Here is a 21721-nt window from a genome sequence, read left to right as displayed (position 1 = left end):
TTAAACAATATTACTTGAATTCATTTGGGTTGGCTGTGTAGTTTGCCCAATCCTTGCTATAAAAACGATCATTCAAGTTATAGCTTGGGGCAGGTGTTGGATTACTTACAAAAGGATCAACAGCCTTATCAAAGGCTACCCAACCTTTCCAGCCCATATGAATGGTATCTTGCATAAAGTAAGCTTGATCTCCATCTTTTGAGAAGTCAGCAATATTGGTAAAACCTTGACTTTCCAATTGATAACGAATCTTCAAAACTGTTGCATCATACATTTCCTGGTTAAGTCCTGTATAGGCCATCCACTTACTATTGACTGGTGGAATGACAAAGATAACATTAGTTTTTAATTTAGCAAATTGATTGAGAACCAATTGTAGGTCACCGTATTCTTGTGAAACTTCATAAGAAAGGTGTTCTTGGAAGCCTTTAAGCTTGCCAATTTTTTTAGACAAGCGTTTCTTATAGAAACGATCATCAATACCAAAGCTATTTGATTTCGTATGTTCTTCCGCATCTCTTACTGCAACTTGATCAAGGGCTTCATAAGAAAATTCATCAGGCAATTCTTTTAAATAGGGAAGAACTTTTTTATCGTAATTGGCATTATTTGGTGCTGCAAATGGACTAAATAAGGCGTCTTCACGTTTATTAAGCTCAGCCAAGAATTGTACATAAGTCTTATCAAAAGCGTTTAGTTCTTGACCTTTTGCGACCTTAGTAAGTTGAGACTTCATCGCAATCTCAGGCTTCATCTCTAAGATACGCTTTGCAGCATACTCTGAATTCTCATCAGTTTCATTTTGATTCAAGAAACTACTGAGCTGATCATTACTGAAGAACTGTTGAAAGGCTGCTGAATTGTAACCCTTCTTAGTGAACCATTGAGGAGACAAGACGTAAACAGCTGTACCATTTTTGAGTTCAGGAAGCATTTGTTGCATCCCAAGATACTGGTTTAAAGAGGCAGCGCCACGTTGTCCAATAAAATATGGACGATAGTTACGATTGTATTTTTCAGCTAAAACTGCTGGATGAAGGGCATCAAAACGTAACCACTCACTAGAACCAAAGAAAGGTACAAAACGATGTTCTTTATTGGAAAGGGCATTAGTCTTATTAATACGACTCTTAAAGTTAGCTGTCGTCAGTGTCACTGCATTACGTTTATCAGTCTGATAATTATGTTTTCTGCCTTGTGGATAGCAATAAATAACCACTACTACTAAGACAAGAGCACAAATTACTGGACCAAAAATCCGCCATAAACGCTTAAGCATTGCGAAGCTCCGTTACCCCTTCAACAATCTTATTGGCAGTGTTCCAATCATCACGACCAAATTCTGAAACTGGCACACGAATATCGAAACGTGATTCCAATTCAACAATAAGTTCAACAGTCCCCATTGAATCAAGGACACCAGCGTCGAAGAGATCTTCATCCATCATGTCAGAAACATCTTCCATGAAAAGCTCATCAATAATTTCAATAACTTGAGATTTTACATCCATTTTTATATTTCCTTTACTTATTTTTTAGTGAACCAAAGTTCATTCAAGAATCCTGAGAAAATCAAGAATGACAACATAACAGTGTTAAATGTGATAAAGATTCCTAAAGCCTTTGTCCATTTGTTATCAGGAAGAGGCTCAAGGCCTGCTTTTTTACGTTCTTTATTAATAGTTTTCTTTTTACGGAACCAAGCATCGTTAATACCTAGACCGATACCATGGAAAATACCGTAGGCAATATAGTACCAGGTAACCCCATGCCAGAATCCCATTACCAACATATTGAGAACATAGGCCACGTTTGATGTGGTATTACGATTTTTAAAAACCTTATTCCTCATCAAAACCATAACCATACGCATAAAGACAAAGTCACGGAACCAGAAAGACAAACTCATATGCCAACGGTTCCAAAATTCTTTCAAATCACGTGAAATAAAAGGCTTGTCAAAGTTGATTGGGCTCTTAATCCCCATGAGATTAGATGCTGCGAGGGCAAACATAGAGTAGCCAGCAAAATCAAAGAAGAGATCAAACCCATAAACATACATGACACCAAGCGTTGGTAGATTAAAGATACCGCCCTGGCTCAAGGCTTGTGCTTTTAATGGTGGTAAAAGCATACTTCCAAAAATCTGAGCCAAAACAAACTTATAGAGAAAACCAAGCATAATATACTTTACAGCTTGCTCTAACATATTCAACAGCTCATCACGCTCAGGAATAGCTTGATAGTCATCATTAAAGCGTTTGAAGCGATCAATGGGACCACTTGTGAAGGTCGGCATAAAGAGCATGAATCGGAGAAATTCTCCTAGTGTGAACTCTTTAAGCACCCCATCACGCATCTCGATAATCATACCTACTGCACGGAAAGTGAGGTAAGAAATACCAAGGAAGTTAAAAAGCGACTGGTTACCATTAATAGCTGGCTCAACCTTAACAAAAACTAAAGGTAGAACCACAAGAAAGGAGTGCAGGTAAAAGACCCATTTATTATCCTTTTGACTACGGTAACGTTTGTAGGAGTATACCCAAATAATTTGCCATACGATATAGAAAAGCAAGGCTAATAGTTGACTCGCATGGGTACCCGTCAAGGCTAAAACAATGAAAGCTAAACTAACCAAACATTCGTAAATCGCAAAACGCTTTTTAAAGAAGAGTCCTACAAAAATCGGTAATAAAGCTAGTCCAAGATAGATGAAATAGAAAGGATTACCATAGGCCTCTAAATGAGGAAGCTGTTTCAAGAAGTCTATCATCGGTTGTTGACCTCACTGATAAGCCCCTTGATATCAATCTTCCCATTTGGTGTCAAAGGCAGGCTCTCACGATAGAGGAACTTAGTTGGCATCATGTAAGACATCATGATGTTTTCCAAGTCAGCCTTGATCGCCTTGGTAATATCAATATCACGCTCAAACTGCTCACGAACGCCATCCTTAAGAATGACATAAGCCAAGAGATTCTGAACCTTATGGTCCTTATTGTAACGTGGTACAGCTACTGCTGAATCGATGTACTTAGACTTGTTAAGGTTTTGTGAAACATCCTCTAACTCAATACGGAAACCATTGAACTTAATCTGGAAGTCCATACGTCCTCCGTAAAGAAGGAGACCCTCATCAGTCATAGTACCCACATCACCAGTATGGTAGGCAGGAAGTCCATTAAACTCAAAGAAAGCTTCCGCAGTCTTTTCAGGATTGTTCATGTAACCTTTTGAAACTGCTGGACCTGATACGATGATTTCACCCTGTTGACCATTTGGAAGGATATTTCCATCCTCATCGATAATATAAGTCGGTGAATCTTCCTTGGTATAACCAATTGGCAGGCGTTTAAGATTAGCTAACATTTCATCAGTTACTGCTACAGCCGACAAGGCTACGGTTGCTTCTGTTGGACCATAAGCATTGATAATACGTGCTTCTGGGAAACGTTGGCGAAGTTTTTGAGCTGTTTTAACGGTTAACTCTTCTCCATCGAAATAGAAATGCGTAATCTCTGGCATCTTCTCTGCATTGAAATCTTCAGACAACATGGCCATATCAGCAAAGGATGGTGTTGAGGTCCAAATAGCAATTGGAAGTGAGAAAATCGTTTCAAAGAGCTTTTTGAAGTCCTGAGTAATAGCTGAAGGAAGCGCATAGAGTGTACCTCCAAGTGCCAAAGTCGGCGCCCAATACATCACTGATAAGTCAAATGAGTAAGGTGGTTGGGCCAGCATTTGTGGGCGTTTTGGAGTCGCAAACTCCTTGTCCGTAATCATCCAGTTGGTGAAACTAAGGAGATTATCGTGCGAAATCTGTACGCCTTTAGGTTTACCCGTCGTTCCAGATGTAAAGATGATGTAATAAGTATCATCACCCTTAACAGGATGGGTCACTTCATAACTAGACTTGTTAGCGAAGCTTGCCTTCACTTGATCTAGAGTCACAATTGGCGCTTTAACATCCTCTAGTGGAAAATCGTTAATAGCAATAATCAGACTCGGCTCGGCCACTTCAACAATAGCTGTCACACGCTCAAGAGCTGAGTGACTATCAATTGGAATATAGGCATGACCAGATTTAGTTAGAGCAACGAAGGTTGCCAACATCTCATACTCTTGACCACCATAAACCACAACTGGTGATTTTTCTGGAATATCAAGACTATCAATCTTAGCAGCTAGGCTATCTGAATCAGCCTTTAGGTCACCGTAAGTATGGACTTCCCCAAGAATATTGTAAACAGGAAAGTCTGGTTGAGATTGAGCAAATTGCTCAATCGTTTCAAGCATATCTTTAATTTTTGTGTTCGTCATTATTCTTCCTAGAATTCGTTATAGATAAAATTACCTTGACCTTGTCCCAGGTAATTGTAGAGATATATTAGAGCCATAAAAATGATGAAATAAAGCAAGGTTTGTCCCCAAAAAACAAGGACATTTTTGTTTTTTAACATTCTAATTTTCGATACCTTCTTTTTATATAATATCCACTTTAGTTTACCATCTTATTCTTATTATTTCCAATAAAAAAGGAAAAATTATTCAATTTCATCACTAGTTATTTTTGCACAAACTAATACCTAAATATCTTAAAAACAGAGCTAAAAAAGCTCTGTTAGTTTTAACTGTTTTGTGTCTTTTGGGCTGTCTGCATTTGATAATACATACCCTTAGCTTTCATTAGTTGATGATGAGTTCCGTACTCAACAATATCCCCATTATTCATGACTAAAATAAGATCGGCATTTTCAATGGTTGAGAGTCTGTGGGCAATGATGAAACTCGTTCGGCCCTTCATTAGTTTAGCAAACGCCTCTTGAATGAGAAGTTCCGTACGGGTATCAATACTTGAGGTAGCTTCATCTAAGATAAGAATCTTAGGCAAATTAACAAATATACGAGCGATTGTCAGTAGCTGACGTTGCCCTTGAGAAAGAGATTGACCCGCATCACTTAGATAAGTGTCATAGCCTTGGGGTAACTGATTAATAAAGAAGTCAGCATTTGCGGCTTTAGCTGCAACTATAACTTCCTCTCGGCTAGCTTTGGGGTTGCCGTAGGCGATATTGTCATGGATAGTCCCAACTTCAAGCCAGGTCTCTTGTAACACCATACCAATCTGTTTACGAAGACTTTCTCGAGTGTAATCTGTAATCGATCTGCCATCCAGTCGCAATTGGCCCTTGTCTAAATCATAAAAGCGCATCAAAAGATTGATAAGGGTTGATTTACCTGCTCCTGTCGGACCAACGATTGCAACAGTACTTGCAGCAGGAATATCAATGCTCAAATCCTTGATAAGAGGTTTGTTTGATAAGTAACCAAATTGAATATGGTCAAATTGAAATTGTCCCTGCACGTCTTCCTCTTTCAAAACCAAATGACCCGTTTCTGGGATTTCATTTTCATCCAAAATCATATAGAGACGATCAGCACAGGCAAGAGCACTTTGAAGCTCTGAAAGGACTGATGAAATATCATTGAAAGGTTTTGTGTATTGCGTGACATAGTTGAGAAAGGTTGTTAATTGGCCGACTGTAAAAGCACCACCTGACATGATACGGTAAGCTCCGACACCTGCAATCAGCGCATAAATAAGGCTATTGACAAAGCGAGTGGCCGGATTGACCGCTGATGAATAAAAGATTGCCCCCCTTGAATAAGCAGCATACTTACCATTGACTTCTCTAAAGTTTCGAACCATCTGACTTTGGGCATTTAGACTTTGGACCAGAGCTTCTTGGGTAAGACTTTCCTCAATCAGCTGGGTCTGCATCCCTCGCCACTTGGTCTGATGTCGATAAAGTTGATAACTTTTTCTGGCAATGAAGCGAGCGACAAGGACAGACAAAGGGGTCATCACCAGAACCAGAAGCATCATGAACCAATCTAAGCGAGCCATGGTAGTGATAATGACAAAAATGGTTAAGAGACCAACGAAAAATTGGTTAAAAACCATGAGAAGTCCGTTGTTCAGTTGGTCACTATCAGTCGTCACACGACTAACCATATCTCCAGTTCCTTGACGATCAAGGTAACTGAGAGGCAGGGCATGAATTTTCATCATAACCCTCTCACGTAAACTCTCGCTGTAAGAATATACCAAACGGTTATAAATCAAAGGATTTAGCCACTGGATAGCACTATTAGCTACGATAACCGCAAGCATTTGCCATATTAAATGTGATATTAGAAGGACAGCATTCTTTTTGAGAACAGCATCCACTGCATCACCAATCAAAATAGGTAAGTAAACCGTTAAAGCAACCTGAATAATAGTACCAACTGTCGCTATGACTAAGAGGGAGCGCTGACTTAAGATGTCTCGACTGAGACGTCTAAGCGTCGACTTATTATTTCTAGCTTTCATCAGCAGCCTCCTTTTGATGCTGAGAATAATGAATATCTTGATAAAGTTTGTTAGTGGCAAGCAATTCTTCATGATTACCCAGACCAAGTTGATGGCCCTTATCAAGAACCAAAATCTGATCTACAGCTTTTAAACTATTGGTTCTTTGCGAAATAATGATCAAGCTGGTTGATGTAAGATTTTCTCTTATGGCTGCTAATAGTCGACTCTCAGTCAAATAATCCAATGCTGAGGTTGAATCATCCAAAATCAAAAAAGGTGCTGGTCTCATCAAAGCACGCGCAATAGTCAGACGCTGACGTTGACCACCAGAAAAATTACGGCCAAATGACTCGACTGGCTCATCTAAACCAAGTTCCTTATCTCGAACAAAGTCAGCAGCTTGAGCCATGTCAAGCGCATGCCATAGTTCCTGGTCGCTAGGTTCATGCTTAAGTCCCAGGGTCAGATTAGAACGAATTGTTCCTCTAAATAACTCAGCTTTTTGAGGGACATAGGCCACCCAAGAACGCCATGCCTTTAGATTTTTTGGTGATGCTTGATTATTAAAGATGGTTAAGCTGCCAAGCTGAGGTTGATATAAGTTCATGATTAAGTTGACCAAGGTCGATTTACCCGAACCTGTACCTCCAATAATGCCTAGAGACTCTCCTTCGGTCAGTCTAAGGTTAATCCCCTGAAGAGATGGCTGACTAGCTGTCGGATAGGTAAAGGACATCTGGTCTATAGCAAGCACCAACGCTTCTTGATCAGCTTTCTTAATTGTTAAAGGTGCCTTAATGTCCTCATCCTCAAGATTGAAAATAGTTTCTACACGTTTAGCAGATATAAAACTTTGATTGAGATTAGTTAACATCATGGCTAATTTAAGGAGCTCCGTCAAAATTTGCAAGAGGTAATTAACCAAGGCAATCAGCATTCCTTGCGTCAAGAGTCCACCTTGAATCTGGAGATTTCCTTGCCAAAGAATGGCAATTAAGGTCATATTAACAACCAAAAAAGTCAAAGGACTAATGAGACTTGCTATAACCCCAGTTTTGAGTTGCCAGGTCTTCAAGTCTTTATTTATAGTTGTAAAGTTATCTAACTCATGCTCACTCTGTCCGAAGGCTCGGATAACCCTCATTCCTTCAAGTTGCTGACGAGTACTAGTAACAATTGACTCATTAATCACCCGAATTTTAGCATATAGGGGATTGACGATACGGCTTGCCACCACAATAATAAGCGTCAACACTAGAACCATACCAAGAAACCAGAGGGTCAAGCGTGGGCTAATCCGAAATGCCATAATAATAGCACCTGTCACAATAATGGGAGCTCTCAAAAAGAGTCGTAAAAATTGATTAATCCCCGTTTGAATCTGAAAAGTGTCACCAGTTAGGCGTGTCACCAAACTCGAAGTTCCTATCTCATCACGCTTTTCCTTTGATAATCGCATGATTTTGGCATAAAGATTATTAGTCAAACCTTGCGCATAGCCAACTGCTGCTCGAGATGAAAAATACTGAGCTGAAACAGCAACAACAACGCCAACAAAGGCAAGTCCAAACAAGAGAAAAATCATCATAAACAGATGATTTTGGTCTTTATTCGGAATAGTTGTGTCGACAATTCCAGCAATCACTAGAGGAACGAGGAGTTCAAAACAGGCTTCGATTAATTTAAACACGGGTCCCAGGATACTGTCTTTGACATATCCCCTAAAATAAACTAATAATGCTTTCATTGGTCTTTCCTTAAAAATGAAGTAGCCACTCTTAGAGACGTGAGAACATACGCATCAAAAAGAGATTAAACTGTACTTCCTTAGCGTAATAAATATTTCCGCCATTTGTATAAAGCTTTCCACCACCATAGTACATGGCAACTGGTTGGTAATAGGTGTAGGTCTTTCCACTGGTATTTCCAAGACTTGGAGCAACGACATTTTTAGAATAGGCCTTTGCTAGTTCAACAGTGTTTACTCCACCATTATCAGCTACATAATCAATATAGGCTTTACCAAAATTATAGGCTTGCACTGCTGTCCAAGGATCCACCTTATGGTGGGCAGCCTCTTCCAGGTTCTCTGAAAGTACTGTCACCCCCTGACGAATACTTTCTTTTCGATTTTTGATGGAGTTAGTAACCCCTGAAGAACTTTCACTGGACTGCATCACGTCATCTGTCTTCCCCTTGGTTTCTGTGTAAATCATTGCTAGGACCAAATCTACATTGGTTGTATTATCAACATCATCCTCTGCCAACACTTCCTTAACCATAGATTCATAAGCTAAGACATGTTGTATATTGGCATGCAGACGATAGGCTTGAATTCCTAGAAAGAAGACTAGCACAAGAACCACCAGACGTCTTATCCATTTAAACATATTATTTATTGATGATATCCTCGATATTTTTGATGAGAATTGAATAGGTGCCATCAGGATTTTGAATAAACTCAACACTATTAGCATCCTGATAGACGTTATTAGGCACAATTAACTCAATTCCGTTTGATAACGATAGCTTTTGATTCTCTAATTTCTTAATTTGACGAGAATGGTCAATATCTGAGACCGAAATAGGCTCAGGAATAGCCTCTTTAAGCTCATCAACGAAGGTCAAACGAGCTGTCAAATTATTATCAAAAAGCTGGTCTGCCAATTTTTCAGGAGACAATTCCTGGTCTTCTTCCAAATTATTGAAAATAGCCGATTTCATTTTTCCTTGGAAGTTAAAGTCATCTTGATTAAAATTCTCAGCAATTTTTTGAGCCGTGTCTTCAACCATCTTAATTGACTTCTTGACAGACTGTTCAGGTTGGACCTGCAAGAGGTTTTCAGAGAAATAATTGGCAAAACTACCGTTGTGTTTGATACGCTTTTCAATCAGATAATACTGCTTACTGCTACGGTTAATTATCAAAGCTTCATCTGGTGTCTGAGCCGCAGAAGGCAGATTATTTTGTGACAATTGAATTGGATGCTGGCTATCTCCCAAAGAATGAATCAAACTGTCCTTTAGGGCAATGCGCAAGAATGCAAAATACTCTTGTCCTTCTTTGTCAAACTGAATAAAGACCAAATCATTGGTCTTTTGATCTTCAGAAATGACAAATTCTTCCTTCCAAAGTTGGGCAATTTTGACAGAACTTTCCATCAAATCATCCCCTAGATGACTGATGAAAACATTTTCTGCTTCGAAATACCCACGTTTAGCCTCATCCGAGAAAACTTTTGACAGTTTCTTCCGGAAATACTCATCCAAACGTGGTGTTATTTCAAGAGGCGCTTCTGCCAATACCAGCTCCGTATCATTTGGCGAAAACTGATGAATGATAATGTGTTTAATATATAAATCTAACATAATCCCTTAATAAAGTGGAAAGGCATCTGTAAGTGTTTTGACTTCACCACGAATGCGTTCCAAAACTTCTGGTTTGTCGTGATTTTCCAAAGCTTGGATCATCAACTCAGCAATCTTACGGCTCTCAGCTTCACCCATACCACGACTTGTAATAGCTGGGCTACCTACACGAATACCAGATGTTTTGAATGGTGACAATTGTTCATAAGGAATACCATTTTTGTTCAAGGTAATATTCACTTCTTCAAGAACATTTTGAGCAACCTTACCATTTTCAACAACCTTAGTCACATCGACCAAGAAGAGGTGATTATTTGTTCCGCCTGAAATGACACGGAAGTCTGGATGTTGATTGAAAACATCTGCCATAGCTGCGGCGTTCTTGATGACATTTTCACCGTATTCCTTAAAGGCAGGGTCAAGTGCTTCTTTAAGGGCAACAGCCTTAGCTGCAATAACGTGTTCCAAAGGACCACCTTGCAAACCAGGGAAGACGGCAGAATTGATTTTCTTAGCAATGTCTTCATCATTAGTCAAGATCAATCCACCACGAGGACCACGGAGAGTCTTGTGAGTTGTTGTGGTTGTCACATGTGCGTAAGGTACTGGACTTGGATGATGGCCTGATGCCACAAGACCAGCAATATGAGCCATATCTACCATGAGATAAGCACCTACTGCATCAGCGATTTCACGGAATTTAGCAAAATCAATGATACGTGAGTAAGCTGAAGCCCCCGCAACAATAAGTTTTGGTTTTACTTCTTTTGCTTGAGCAAGGATAGCATCATAATCAAGAAGCTCAGTTTCCTTATCAACATTGTAAGCAACGAAGTGATAAGTCTTACCAGAGAAACTAACTGGCGCACCATGTGTCAAGTGACCACCAGCTGACAAATCCATCCCCATCACAGTGTCACCTGGTTGAATCAAAGACATGTAAACAGCAGCATTGGCCTGACTACCTGAGTGAGGTTGTACATTGGCAAATTTTGCACCAAAAAGTTTCTTAGCACGTTCAATAGCAAGGGTTTCAACCACATCAATAACATCTGTACCACCGTAGTAACGCTTACCAGGATAGCCTTCAGCGTATTTGTTGGTCAAAAGTGTTCCTTGAGCCGCCATAACAGCCTTAGAAACGACATTTTCAGAAGCAATCAATTCAATATTGTTCTGCTGGCGTTCTTCTTCTTTGGCAACGGCTTCCCAAAGTTCAGGGTCAAATGCTTTGTAATCTTCTTTGTCAAAAATCATTGAAATCTCCTATTTATTGGTCTAATGGGTTTTTCTCAACTCACCCATACACAACTGAAAGTTTTCTCACACTTTCCCGGGCCACTGTTAGTCATTTATTCTATGGTCAACTCTGGTAGAGCTGCCAATAGGTCATCTTTTGTAATCTTTCCCTGTCTAAGTATTCTTGCTGGAGTAACAGACAGGTCCAAAATCGTCGAATCTAGGCCCAACAGGGCATCATCATCTTGATAGCCTGTCACCTGAAAATCAAACTGCGCTCTGATGTGGTCAAAATAACGGCCACTTGCCATTCCCGACTTGTTAGCGGATGGACCAATCAGAGGTCCTTCAGCTTGAATCAATTCTCTAGTCACAGGATGGTTTGGCAAGCGAAAGCCAACCGTCGCCAAACCCGAATTAATCCACTTAGGTACTTGGTCATTAGCTTTTAAAATGATGGTCAAAGGTCCAGGCAAAAAAGCATCGTAAAGTTTTTTGAGATAGTCGGGTTGCTCTTTTGAATAGGTCAATATATCTTCATAAGAAGCGACATTCAAATTCATAGCCTTATCCCTAGGACGATTTTTTAGCTCATAGACATGATTGACCGCCTTCTCGTCCAAAGCTCTAGCAAAAAGACCATAAACCGTCTCTGTGGGAAGGACGACTGCCCCTCCATTTGCCAAGATTGCTTTTAAATCCGTGTTAGTTTCCATCATCCATCACAACCATTCTATCCTGCCCAAATTGGTCCTTAAGGACACGCACACACTTATCTGGAAAATGTAGAGACAAGAGTTTCTTCAAATCACTGCCCTGCTTATAGCCAATCTCAAAATAGAGTTTTCCTTGAGGACTTAGATGCTTAGCAGCCCTCTCAATAATCTGTCTATAAATGGCAAGGCCATCTTCATCAGCAAACAAAGCCAACTTGGGCTCACTAGTCAAGACATTTAAACCAACTTCGTTCTTATCATTTTCAGAAATATAGGGAGGATTGGACACAATAATATCAAAACTACCAGAAATATTTTCAAAAACATCCGATTGAATAAAACTGATGTCTACTTGGTTGAGCTTGGCATTTTCTCTAGCAAGTTCTAAAGCATCCACAGACAAGTCACTGGCTGTCACTTGCCAAAGAGGACAACTCTCTTTCAGAGACACTGCAATAGCACCACTCCCAGTTCCAATATCAAGAACCTTAAGCTCTGTCTTTGGGTTTTCCACCAAAATTAGCTCCACTAATTCCTCAGTTTCAGGACGAGGAATCAAAACACGCTCATCAACTTGAAAACGTAAGCCATGAAAATCTTCAAAACCTAGGATATACTGAGCAGGTTTATGCGCTTTTAGTTGATTAAAGATACTAGAAAGAAGCTTTTCGTCTTCCTCTGAAACTTCTTGTCGTAGATGAAGAACAAATTGCGTCAAATCCCAATGTTTCAAACCACGATAGACAAAGGACAGAGCCTCTGGCTCTTCTCCAACAGCCCCAAGTTCCTTCTCATAGCCTGCTAAGGCATCTGCCAGAATCATTTGTTAAGTTCTTCCAATTTTTGTGTTTGATCGTAAAGAACCAAAGCATCAACAACTTCATCTAGTTTACCAGCTAAAATCGTATCTAGTTTTTGAAGGGTCAAACCAATACGGTGATCTGTCACACGGTTTTGTGGGAAGTTGTACGTACGGATACGCTCTGAACGATCCCCTGTACCAACAGTCGATTTACGTTCAGCATCTTGTTCATCTTGAGCAATCTGTGCGAAGTGGTCAGCCACACGGGCACGAATAATCTTCATGGCTTTATCACGGTTTTTCTGTTGCGTACGTTCTTCTTGCATTTCAACCTTAATGCCAGTTGGAATATGGACCATACGAACGGCAGTCGCAACCTTATTGACGTTCTGACCACCAGCACCAGAAGCGTGATAGATATCAACACGAAGGTCTTTAGGATCAATTTCATAATCCACTTCTTCAACTTCTGGCATGACCAAGACAGTTGCCGTTGAAGTATGGACACGTCCTTGGCTCTCAGTCACAGGGACACGTTGTACACGGTGCGCTCCCGATTCATATTTGAGTTTAGAGTAGACTGATTGTCCTGAAACCATGGCAACCACTTCTTTGATACCTCCGACACCATTATATGATGCTTCCATGACCTCAAAGCGCCAACCTTGTGTTTCAGCGTATTTTTGGTACATATTTAAGAGGTCTCCCGCAAACAAAGCTGCTTCATCACCACCTGCAGCCCCACGGATTTCAAGGATGATATTCTTGTCATCATTAGGGTCTTTTGGCAAGAGAAGAATTTTCAAACGTTCTTCGTACTCCTCTTTAGCGGCTTTGGATTCTTTGAGTTCTTCCTTAGCCATTTCTTCCAAGTCAGGATCACCGCTTGCTTCCTTAATCATCTCCTCAGCATCTGTGATGTTTTGGATAACTTGCTTGTATTCACGGTAAACTGTTACAGTTTCACGGGTATTAGCCTCCTCACGAGACAATTCCATAAAACGCTTAGTATCCGAAACAACCTCAGGGTCACTAAGTAGCTCTCCTAATTCCTCGTAACGGTCTTCAACCGCCTGCAACTGATCATAAATGTTCATTTGTTACTGTTACTCCTTGTATAACTGATAATCGTTTTTAATCCTCTTTCAAAGGAACTATTTTCTTGCGAGGTGGGTTAAACCAGTGCTTTCGACAAACGGAAATATAACTCTCATGACCTCCAATTTGAACCTGTGCCCCTTCATAAACTGGCTCTCCATTTTCCATGCGTAGAACCATAGTTGCCTTCCTAGAGCAGTAATGACAGATGGTTTTTATTTCATCAATCTTGTCAGATAAAAGCAAGAGATACTTTGATCCCTCAAACAGGTTGTTTTGAAAATCATTTTTTAAGCCAAATGCCATTACGGGAATATCCAATTCGTCAACAATACGTGCCAAATCGTAGACATTTGCCCGAGTCAGAAATTGAGCCTCATCAATCAAAACACAATAAGGACTAGGATTCATAGCAGCAATGTATCCAAAAATATCCGTGTCATTACCAATTGGATAAGCCTTACGTTTCATACCTATTCGGCTAGAAATATAACCTACACCATCTCGATTATCCAGACGACTGGTCATAAGCACAACTGGTTTTCCCTGTTCTTCATAATTATGGGCCACCTTGAGAATTTCAATAGATTTTCCCGAATTCATGGTGCCGTAGCGAAAATAAAGCTGTGCCAAACCAGACTCCTCTAAAATATATTTTGTACTTATTTTATCATAATTCGAGACGCAAAAGGGCCTGATACTGAACAATTTTTGAAAAAATTCACATTGTCTTCTTATTCTTGACTCAAATAAGAAAATCAGTACCAACCTTTTTAACAGAGCACTTAGTCATTCTGTTTGAGCTACACTCGTTTAGCTCTTACATCTACTTTATCTTAACCTTATTTCTTATGAATAAGCCTGAGTCAATTTTTCAAGAAGTTCTTCTTTCTCTTCATTACTAGCAAAGGAAGCCTCAATCGCTGTCTTATTGTGAACAAAGAAATCTTGAACAGAAGTGTTAAAATGCTTGTGATAGAGTTCGTATTCTTTGGTTAGGTTTGTATCAGAAACGGTACGATTGTCCGTATTAATCGTAATGTTTGCCCCCGCTGCTTTCATTTTTAGGTAAGGGAAATCAGCAACAGTCACAGCTGCCTTGGTCTGAAGATTACTTGTCAGACACAATTCACCTGTGACACCATTTTTTACAAATTCTTCCAAAAGTTCAGGCTCTTGAGCCAGGATAGTCGCATGTCCATTACGCTTGATTCCCATTGCAATAGACTGAGCTAGGAAGGCTGGGCAGCCACATTCACCTGCGTGGAAAGTCATAGGACGGTCGTAATTCTGAACTTGTTCAATCAAAGATTCAATAGCCTTTGGTCCATAATGATGCTCATCACCAGCAAAATCAAAGCCAACAAAATCAGTCTCTTCAACCTTATTGGCTTCATCAAGGATACGAGAAGTCAAATCTTGGTCCGATTGACGCATTCCACAAACCAAGGCCTTAGCCACAATACCGAATTCGTCCTGAGCTTGACGTAACCCTTGACAAACAGCTTGGATAGTTTCAACGACAGTAAGCCCCTTATCCATAGACAATTCAGGTGCAAAACGCACTTCAATATAGATGACATTCTCAAGAGCAGCCTGCTTAGCCACATCATAGGCAGCAAGGGTTAAAGCTTCCTTAGTCTGTAACAGTGGGCTAATGTAATCGAAAGCCTCCAAATAATCTAGCAGACTCTCACAGGTATGTGGAGCTGTCACATGGTGTTTGAGCTCTTCGTCATCTTCTGGCAGTTCAATCTGTGCTAATTTAGCAAGATGACGAATGGTCTCTATTGACAAAGAACCATCCAAATGGCAGTGCAATTCTGTTTTAGCCAAGTGATGAAAATCGATAGCTGTCAAATTTTTTACTCTCCCAATCTTTGTTTTTGTTAATCAAATAAAATTAATTTTTACTATATTATCATTCCATAGAAAAAAGTCAAGATGCTAGAGCTAATGAGACGTAGCAGATTCTTGAAATGCCACTAGCATTTTGTTAGGATGTAACTATCAAGAATACAAGGAGAATTATCATGTCTGACTATATTTTACCCGAAGTTTGGGAAAATCCAGCTGCTATGGGAGGAGCCTGGGGTGGTATTAACCAACCGACTGCTGGCGCCCGTTTTGAACAAACCTTACCAAAAGGCGATCAACCTTTCCAACTCTATACTCTTCCGACGCCAAACGGTATCAAGGCAACTATCATGTTAGAAGAACTTAAAGAACTCGGCGTGACTCAAGCAGGTTATGATGCTTATCGTATTAAGATTGGTGATGGTGACCAGTTTGGATCAGACTTTGTTGCTATCAATCCAAATTCAAAGATTCCTGCCATGATGGACTATTCCGAAGACCAACCCGTTCGTGTCTTTGAATCAGCTAACATCCTCCTTTACTTGGCTGAAAAGTTTGGAAAACTTATTCCAACTGATCATGCTAAACGTACTGAAGTTCTCAACTGGCTCTTTTGGCAAACAGGCGCTGCACCTTTCCTAGGCGGTGGTTTTGGTCACTTCTTCCATTACGCTCCTGAAAAAATCGAATACGCCATCAACCGTTTTGCTATGGAAGCCAAACGCCAACTTGACTTGCTTGATAAAGAACTTGCAACCAAACCTTATATCGCTGGGGATGAGTATACTATCGCTGATATCGCAATCTGGTCTTGGTATGGCCGACTTGCTCAGGATAAGATTTGGGACAAGGCTGGTATCTTCCTTAACGTTAAAGAATACAAGCATCTTCAAGCTTGGGCTGATAAGATCAGCAACCGTCCAGCTGTTCAGCGTGGCCTTGATGTTGATTATAAAGAGATTTAATCTTTGCAACGGTTAGTTTAGGCTAATCGTTTTTGCTTCTATTCATGATATAATAGAAAAAATCACAAGGAGATTTTTATGACTGTATTTCAAGCTATTTTAGAAAAAATCAAAGCTTATGACACTATTATTATTCATCGCCACCAACGACCAGACCCTGATGCCATCGGTAGTCAGGTAGGTTTGAAGGAAATTTTGAAAACAAACTTTCCAGATAAAAAGGTCCTTGCAACGGGTATCAATGAACCAACTCTATCTTGGATTGCTGAGATGGATGAAGTAGCTGATCAGGATTATGAAGGAGCTCTTGTTATCGTTACTGATACCGCCAATACTCCTCGTATTGATGATGACCGATATAGTAAGGGCGACTTTCTTATCAAAATTGACCACCATCCTAACGATGATGCTTACGGAGACCTGCTTTTAGTTGATACTACTGCTTCAAGTGCCAGCGAAATTGTGACAGACTGGGCTCTCACTGTCGGTTTAGCACTTTCAGATGCGGCTGCACGTGTTCTCTATAATGGCATAGTTGGCGATACGGGACGCTTCCTCTTCCCATCGACAACTGCAAAAACACTTCACATTGCAGCAAAACTACGTGAATACGACTTCGATTTTTCTGCTATGGCACGTCGTATGGACAGTTTTCCCTTCAAAATCGCTAAATTGCAAGGCTATATTTTCGATAATCTTGATGTTGATGAAAATGGAGCAGCTCGAGTCGTCCTAACACGAAAAGTACTTGATGACTTTAATGTCTCTGATGCTGAAAGTTCAGCCATTGTTGGCACTCCTGGCCGTATTGACACCGTTCAATCATGGGCTATTTTCGTAGAGCAGCCTGAAGGGCATTACCGTGTGCGACTTCGTAGTAAGTCTATTGTCATCAACGAGATTGCTAAGCGTCATGACGGTGGTGGACACCCACTTGCCAGTGGTGCCAATTCCTACAGCTTAGAGGAAAATGACCAAATCTATCAAGAAATCAAGGATACTGTTGCCCATGCAACTCACTAATCGTCGTGTACATCTTATGGGAACTGTTATTGATGTTTCCATCTATCATAATCAACCAGAACCCGTACTAGACCAGGTTGAGACACTGCTTCATCTTTATAATAAGCGATTCTCTGCTAATGACGACAGTTCTGAACTCATGCAAATTAATAAGGCTGCCGGTATACACCCTGTAAAAGTTCACTCAGAACTGTTCGAACTGATTTCTCTTGGAAAATGGCATAGTTGCCAAGTTGGAAGCCACCTTAATATTGCCATTGGTCCTCTCATTCAGACCTGGCGGATTGGCTTTTCTGATGCCAGACTTCCACTTTCTGAAGAAATCGCTCCACTCCTAGATATTATTAAACCCAATGCCATTGTCCTATCCGAGGAAAATCAAAGTGTCTTCCTCAAAGAGAAGGGAATGAAAATTGATCTGGGTGCCTTAGCTAAGGGTTATATCGCAGATCGGATTGCAGACTTTCTCAAAGCTGAAAAAGTAACCAGTGCCTTGATAAATCTAGGAGGCAATGTTCTAACCTTCGGACCAGCTCTCCATAATCCTGACCATAAATGGCGAATCGGTATTCAAAATCCTAAGGAGACGAGGAACACCAATCTCATGGTGCTTGCTATCAGAGACCAATCTGTCGTCACTTCTGGAATCTATGAACGGACTTTTGAAATAGACGGTAAGACCTATCATCATATTTTTGATAGTCAAACTGGCTATCCTGTTACTAGCAATCTTGCAAGCCTTACTATCATTTCTCCACTTTCAGTTGATGGTGAAATTTGGACGACTCGTTTATTTGGGTCAAGTCTTGAGCATATTTTCCAAGAAGTTAGTGCCCATGAAGACCTTGAAGCCATTATTATTGATAAAGACAACCACTGCTTTCAAACAAGCGGTGTATACAAGATACGACTTTCCTAAAAAATAGGGAAAAAGACTTGTCAAGAAGTTAAGGTTTTGATAAACTAGAATAGTTAAAAAAACTATGGTGCGAAAAGTACCATGGCAGAAAGGAAACATTTTAACATGAAAAAAGATATCCATCCAGATTACCGTCCAGTAGTATTCATGGACACAACTACTGGTTACCAATTCCTTAGCGGTTCAACTAAGTACTCAAACGAAACAGTTGAATTCGAAGGTGAAACTTACCCACTTATCCGTGTAGAAATTTCATCAGATTCTCACCCATTCTACACAGGCCGTCAAAAATTCACACAAGCAGACGGACGCGTGGATCGTTTCAACAAAAATACGGTCTCAAATAAGCAACATCTTGTTGTTAAGCCATTCCAATTGGAATGGTTTTTTTGTATTCTCTTGGCTATAATCTCTCCTAACCCCCTCCTTTAAAATAAAAACAGCTTCCGTATGGAAACCGTTTAATCCTATTAACCTGCTTTACCAATAGCCAAAGCCCAGATAAAGAAGAGTGCAAATCCGAACAAGAAAATCAAACCTGCAATGGCAAGCACTTTCAACCACATTGGAAAATCTTTCTTAGCCTTAGTGACAAGCACATAGTTCAATAGCGCAAAGAAAGGTGTCGTCAAGAATGAACCAATCATGGCGAAACGAAGCATGGTACCAACTTGACCTTGGAAGAAGATAATGATGATAAGACCAATAATTGAAGTCAAAGTCATCCATACGTTCAAAGGTGTTGCACTGGATTCTTTCTTGTTAAACAAAAGTCGTAGAGATATCTCATTTACACGTGAATAACCATCAATAACTGTGATAACGGTACCAAAGATACACAAGAAAGCAATGAAAGTAATCAAGTAGCGAGACCAAGTACCAAGCACTGATTCATACATACCGACGAATTGTGCGATATAGGCCGCTGAGGCTGCTACTACAGGTTTACCAGTTGGATACTGGATAAGAGCACCGAGTGCTACAAAGAATACTGCAAGAATAGCTGTTCCGATGTAACCAACGTTAAAGTCAAAGAGGGCATCATCAGTGTTAAAATCAACAGTTTTCTTTTTCTCAGCTGACCAAAGTGAGTTGATGGCTGAAATTTCGATTGGAGCTGGCATCCAACCAAGAAGCGACACGATAAATGGAAGGGCTGCTAACTGCCATGGTGTTTTTTCAACGAAGTCAGCACTGTACTCTGGGTGTTTGATTGCCGCAATAATAACTGCTGCTACTGTTGCGATAGTCAAGGCTGACATGATCCATTTGGCCATACCATCAAGAAGTTTGTACCCTCCAAAGAGCAACATTCCCCAAATAATAGCAACCAAGATAAACGACCAAACAGTAATTGTCAAACCTAGCATCGGAAAGGCACTTGCAATGATAGCTGCACAGAGGATTGCAACACCTGCTGTATTAACCAAAGCTGAGAAAACATTGAGGATGAAGAATACCCAAAGGTAGAACTTCCCTTTTTCAGCATACCCTTCAACTAGAGTTTTCCCAGTATCTGCTGTGTATTCCGCACCAAAACGGAAAAATGGATATTTAAAGAGATTAGCTAGAATAACCAAACCTAACAAGGCCCAGCCATACTTACCTCCGGCTTGTGTTGAAGAAACGATATGAGAACCACCTACAGCTGCTGAAGCCATTAGGATACCAGGTCCCATTGCTTTTATTTTACTACGCCAGGTTGACTGACTCGTAACACTCGATTGTGACATAAAAAGCCTCCTAAAACAATTTTCAGAATAATCTGAATTGATGGTTACTATTTTACACAATTGTGTAAAAAATTTCAATAGCATTTCAAATATTTTCTGAAAAATCGAAAAAAGCCATCCAAACGGATAGCTCTTTCACTATTTAAAAAGTCCAGTAAAGAAATCTACGATAGCTTGCCAGATTTGCGCAAAAATATTTTTACTATTTTCAAGTGTCTTGTTAGCATCAAATTTTAAGTTGATGCCAGAGAAGGTATTTCCAGCTTTAGAAACGATAGAATCTTTCAGTGAACTCAAGCTTGACTTAAAACTAGCACTATCGATGATTGAGGACTTAGATAAATTCAAAGCAAAATTAACCAAAAGATTGATTTGATTATCAGAAAGATTCAAGTTGTAGTTATTGATGGTTTGCTGAACAATTGTTTTAGCTTGATCTTCAGTCAACTTGTCGCCTTTATCTGCAACTGCAGATTTGATATCAGTCATGGCTACATTAAGCTTATCAGCATCATAGTTACTCTTACCAGAATTTTCCTCATTGATTTGAGAAAGGGTTTTAAGTTCCTCTTGGGCAAGCTCCTTGCTTTCATCTGAAACTTTGGCTCCATTTTGCTCAAGGGAATAATAAATACCAGCCAAGGCACTTTCACCAGTAACGGCAATCGGTGCTGCTACTGTAATCTTAGCATGTTCAATACCAAGTGTCGTTGCGGCATTACGATACATATCCGATGTAACTTTCGTGATATTTTGTGGCGTTACAATATCAACAGTCAAGGTTTCTTTAGCACCTAGCTTTGCTATTTTAACCGAAGAATATAACTGTAAACTAGAATCGTCTGCAACATTCATGATTTTTGCATATGCTGATGTCGTTAGCGTCTTAACATTGGTATCTTTATTGCTATCATAACCCAACAAATTCAAGGTCTGGTTGCGTTGGTCTTCTGACAAAGAATACCCCATGACATAGTCAGGCTGAACATAAGATTCATCAATAACCTTTTGAACGTCTGACGATGTGGCTGCTTGAGCAGCTGAAGCAAAGGTGGTCACTGAAGCTAACAGAGCAGCCCCAGTAATAAAAAGTTTTTTCAATTTCATGTGTTTTTCCTTTCGAAAATAGATTAGTATCCATAATCTCCTAAAGGACGACTGACAAAAGGGCCAGACGTGAATCAATTATACCATGACTTGAAAAAATAAGGTCAAAAAAACTACTCATGCAACTCCAAAGGAAGACCATCAGGATCTTCAAAAAAAGTCATCTTTTCGCCAGTAAACGTATCCCTTCGAATAGGTTGGCAAGAGATACCTTTTTCTTCTAAGTCTTTTACAACTTCCTCTATATGAGAAACCTTGAATGCTAAATGACGTAAGCCACAAGCTTCAGGATAGGATGGACGTTGAGGTGGCTCCACATAGGCCGGATCATTCGTTTTATTGCCAAAGATTTCAAGCTCTATGGCCCCACAACGTAAGTCTAACTTATAATCATGACGCTCGGGACGATGATTTTCCCTAATGATTTCAAAACCAAGTTTATTGACATAAAAATCTCGAGAGAGCTCATAATCAGAAACTATGATGGCAACATGGTGTACCGTATTTAAAAACATTTTTCCTCCTTAGAAAA

22 protein-coding genes are annotated in these 21721 nt (G+C 40.0%); 4 read left to right on the top strand and 18 right to left on the bottom strand.

Features of this window, described 5'->3' with window-relative positions; all coding sequences use genetic code 11:
• Window positions 1-10 precede the first annotated feature (10 nt).
• The 15 genes from dltD to add form a co-directional block, all read right to left on the bottom strand.
• A complete protein-coding gene (gene dltD / locus HSISS3_RS03870) occupies window positions 11-1279 on the bottom strand; it encodes a D-alanyl-lipoteichoic acid biosynthesis protein DltD (protein ID WP_021145200.1) in 1269 nt (422 codons plus the stop codon).
• Window positions 1272-1511, bottom strand: coding sequence for a D-alanine--poly(phosphoribitol) ligase subunit DltC (dltC, locus tag HSISS3_RS03865; RefSeq protein ID WP_002887828.1), 240 nt, complete (start codon window positions 1509-1511; stop codon window positions 1272-1274). Before dltC ends, dltD begins: the two co-directional genes overlap by 8 nt.
• A 17-nt stretch (window positions 1512-1528) precedes the next feature.
• A complete protein-coding gene (gene dltB, locus HSISS3_RS03860; RefSeq protein ID WP_021151765.1) occupies window positions 1529-2776 on the bottom strand; it encodes a D-alanyl-lipoteichoic acid biosynthesis protein DltB in 1248 nt (415 codons plus the stop codon).
• A complete protein-coding gene (gene dltA, locus HSISS3_RS03855; protein WP_021145198.1) occupies window positions 2773-4323 on the bottom strand; it encodes a D-alanine--poly(phosphoribitol) ligase subunit DltA in 1551 nt (516 codons plus the stop codon). Before dltA ends, dltB begins: the two co-directional genes overlap by 4 nt.
• An 8-nt stretch (window positions 4324-4331) precedes the next feature.
• Window positions 4332-4463 (bottom strand): teichoic acid D-Ala incorporation-associated protein DltX, encoded by a 132-nt coding sequence (locus tag HSISS3_RS03850; RefSeq protein ID WP_021145197.1) that lies wholly within the window; start codon window positions 4461-4463, stop codon window positions 4332-4334.
• Between the two features lie 167 nt (window positions 4464-4630).
• Entirely contained in the window at window positions 4631-6379 is a 1749-nt protein-coding gene (locus tag HSISS3_RS03845) for an ABC transporter ATP-binding protein (RefSeq protein ID WP_021151764.1), read from the bottom strand.
• The gene (locus HSISS3_RS03840; RefSeq protein WP_042771811.1) at window positions 6369-8108 is read right to left on the bottom strand and encodes an ABC transporter ATP-binding protein; all 1740 of its coding nucleotides are present in this window, start codon (window positions 8106-8108) and stop codon (window positions 6369-6371) included. Before HSISS3_RS03840 ends, HSISS3_RS03845 begins: the two co-directional genes overlap by 11 nt.
• Window positions 8109-8139: 31 nt before the next feature.
• On the bottom strand, window positions 8140-8751 hold the full coding sequence (locus HSISS3_RS03835) for a lysozyme family protein (protein WP_042766916.1): 612 nt from the start codon (window positions 8749-8751) through the stop codon (window positions 8140-8142).
• 1 nt (window position 8752) lies between these two features.
• Window positions 8753-9730: a nucleoid-associated protein gene (locus HSISS3_RS03830; protein ID WP_042766915.1), complete on the bottom strand. Its 978-nt coding sequence runs from the start codon at window positions 9728-9730 to the stop codon at window positions 8753-8755.
• Window positions 9731-9736: 6 nt separating this feature from the next.
• Window positions 9737-10987: a serine hydroxymethyltransferase gene (gene glyA, locus HSISS3_RS03825; protein ID WP_021145192.1), complete on the bottom strand. Its 1251-nt coding sequence runs from the start codon at window positions 10985-10987 to the stop codon at window positions 9737-9739.
• A 95-nt stretch (window positions 10988-11082) separates the two neighbouring features.
• Window positions 11083-11688 carry an L-threonylcarbamoyladenylate synthase gene (locus tag HSISS3_RS03820; protein WP_021145191.1) on the bottom strand — a complete coding sequence of 202 codons (606 nt, stop codon included), beginning with the start codon at window positions 11686-11688 and terminating at the stop codon, window positions 11083-11085.
• A complete protein-coding gene (gene prmC, locus HSISS3_RS03815; RefSeq protein ID WP_021145190.1) occupies window positions 11675-12508 on the bottom strand; it encodes a peptide chain release factor N(5)-glutamine methyltransferase in 834 nt (277 codons plus the stop codon). Before prmC ends, HSISS3_RS03820 begins: the two co-directional genes overlap by 14 nt.
• Entirely contained in the window at window positions 12505-13584 is a 1080-nt protein-coding gene (prfA, locus tag HSISS3_RS03810) for a peptide chain release factor 1 (RefSeq protein WP_002887844.1), read from the bottom strand. Before prfA ends, prmC begins: the two co-directional genes overlap by 4 nt.
• A 37-nt stretch (window positions 13585-13621) precedes the next feature.
• Complete coding sequence (locus HSISS3_RS03805) at window positions 13622-14218, bottom strand: thymidine kinase (protein ID WP_002887845.1); 597 nt, start codon at window positions 14216-14218, stop codon at window positions 13622-13624.
• 216 nt (window positions 14219-14434) lie between these two features.
• Window positions 14435-15445, bottom strand: a complete 1011-nt coding sequence (gene add, locus HSISS3_RS03800; protein WP_021151761.1) for an adenosine deaminase — start codon at window positions 15443-15445, stop codon at window positions 14435-14437.
• A gap of 173 nt (window positions 15446-15618) precedes the next feature.
• On the opposite strand from add, the gene yghU reads away from it, so the two are divergent.
• From yghU to HSISS3_RS03780, 4 genes are all read left to right on the top strand, one after another.
• Entirely contained in the window at window positions 15619-16407 is a 789-nt protein-coding gene (gene yghU, locus HSISS3_RS03795; protein WP_021151760.1) for a glutathione-dependent disulfide-bond oxidoreductase, read from the top strand.
• Between the two features lie 78 nt (window positions 16408-16485).
• On the top strand, window positions 16486-17430 hold the full coding sequence (locus HSISS3_RS03790; RefSeq protein ID WP_021151759.1) for a DHH family phosphoesterase: 945 nt from the start codon (window positions 16486-16488) through the stop codon (window positions 17428-17430).
• Window positions 17417-18349, top strand: a complete 933-nt coding sequence (locus HSISS3_RS03785; RefSeq protein ID WP_021151758.1) for an FAD:protein FMN transferase — start codon at window positions 17417-17419, stop codon at window positions 18347-18349. The genes HSISS3_RS03790 and HSISS3_RS03785 overlap by 14 nt, the downstream gene beginning before the upstream one ends.
• Window positions 18350-18454: 105 nt before the next feature.
• A complete protein-coding gene (locus HSISS3_RS03780) occupies window positions 18455-18781 on the top strand; it encodes a type B 50S ribosomal protein L31 (protein WP_021151757.1) in 327 nt (108 codons plus the stop codon).
• 38 nt (window positions 18782-18819) lie between these two features.
• On the opposite strand, the gene HSISS3_RS03775 is transcribed toward HSISS3_RS03780, so the two are convergent.
• The 3 genes from HSISS3_RS03775 to HSISS3_RS03765 form a co-directional block, all read right to left on the bottom strand.
• On the bottom strand, window positions 18820-20082 hold the full coding sequence (locus tag HSISS3_RS03775; protein WP_021151756.1) for an NRAMP family divalent metal transporter: 1263 nt from the start codon (window positions 20080-20082) through the stop codon (window positions 18820-18822).
• Window positions 20083-20220: 138 nt separating this feature from the next.
• Window positions 20221-21189 carry a DUF1002 domain-containing protein gene (locus HSISS3_RS03770; protein WP_002887854.1) on the bottom strand — a complete coding sequence of 323 codons (969 nt, stop codon included), beginning with the start codon at window positions 21187-21189 and terminating at the stop codon, window positions 20221-20223.
• A 113-nt stretch (window positions 21190-21302) separates the two neighbouring features.
• Window positions 21303-21704 carry an SMU1112c/YaeR family gloxylase I-like metalloprotein gene (locus HSISS3_RS03765; protein WP_021151755.1) on the bottom strand — a complete coding sequence of 134 codons (402 nt, stop codon included), beginning with the start codon at window positions 21702-21704 and terminating at the stop codon, window positions 21303-21305.
• Between the last annotated feature and the right edge of the window lie 17 nt (window positions 21705-21721).

This window comes from Streptococcus sp. HSISS3 (genome assembly GCF_000448605.1).
Classification (GTDB): Bacteria; Bacillota; Bacilli; order Lactobacillales; family Streptococcaceae; genus Streptococcus; species Streptococcus raffinosi.
Note: the sequence above shows the minus strand (reverse complement) of the source record. Positions and strands in the feature narration are given on the sequence as shown.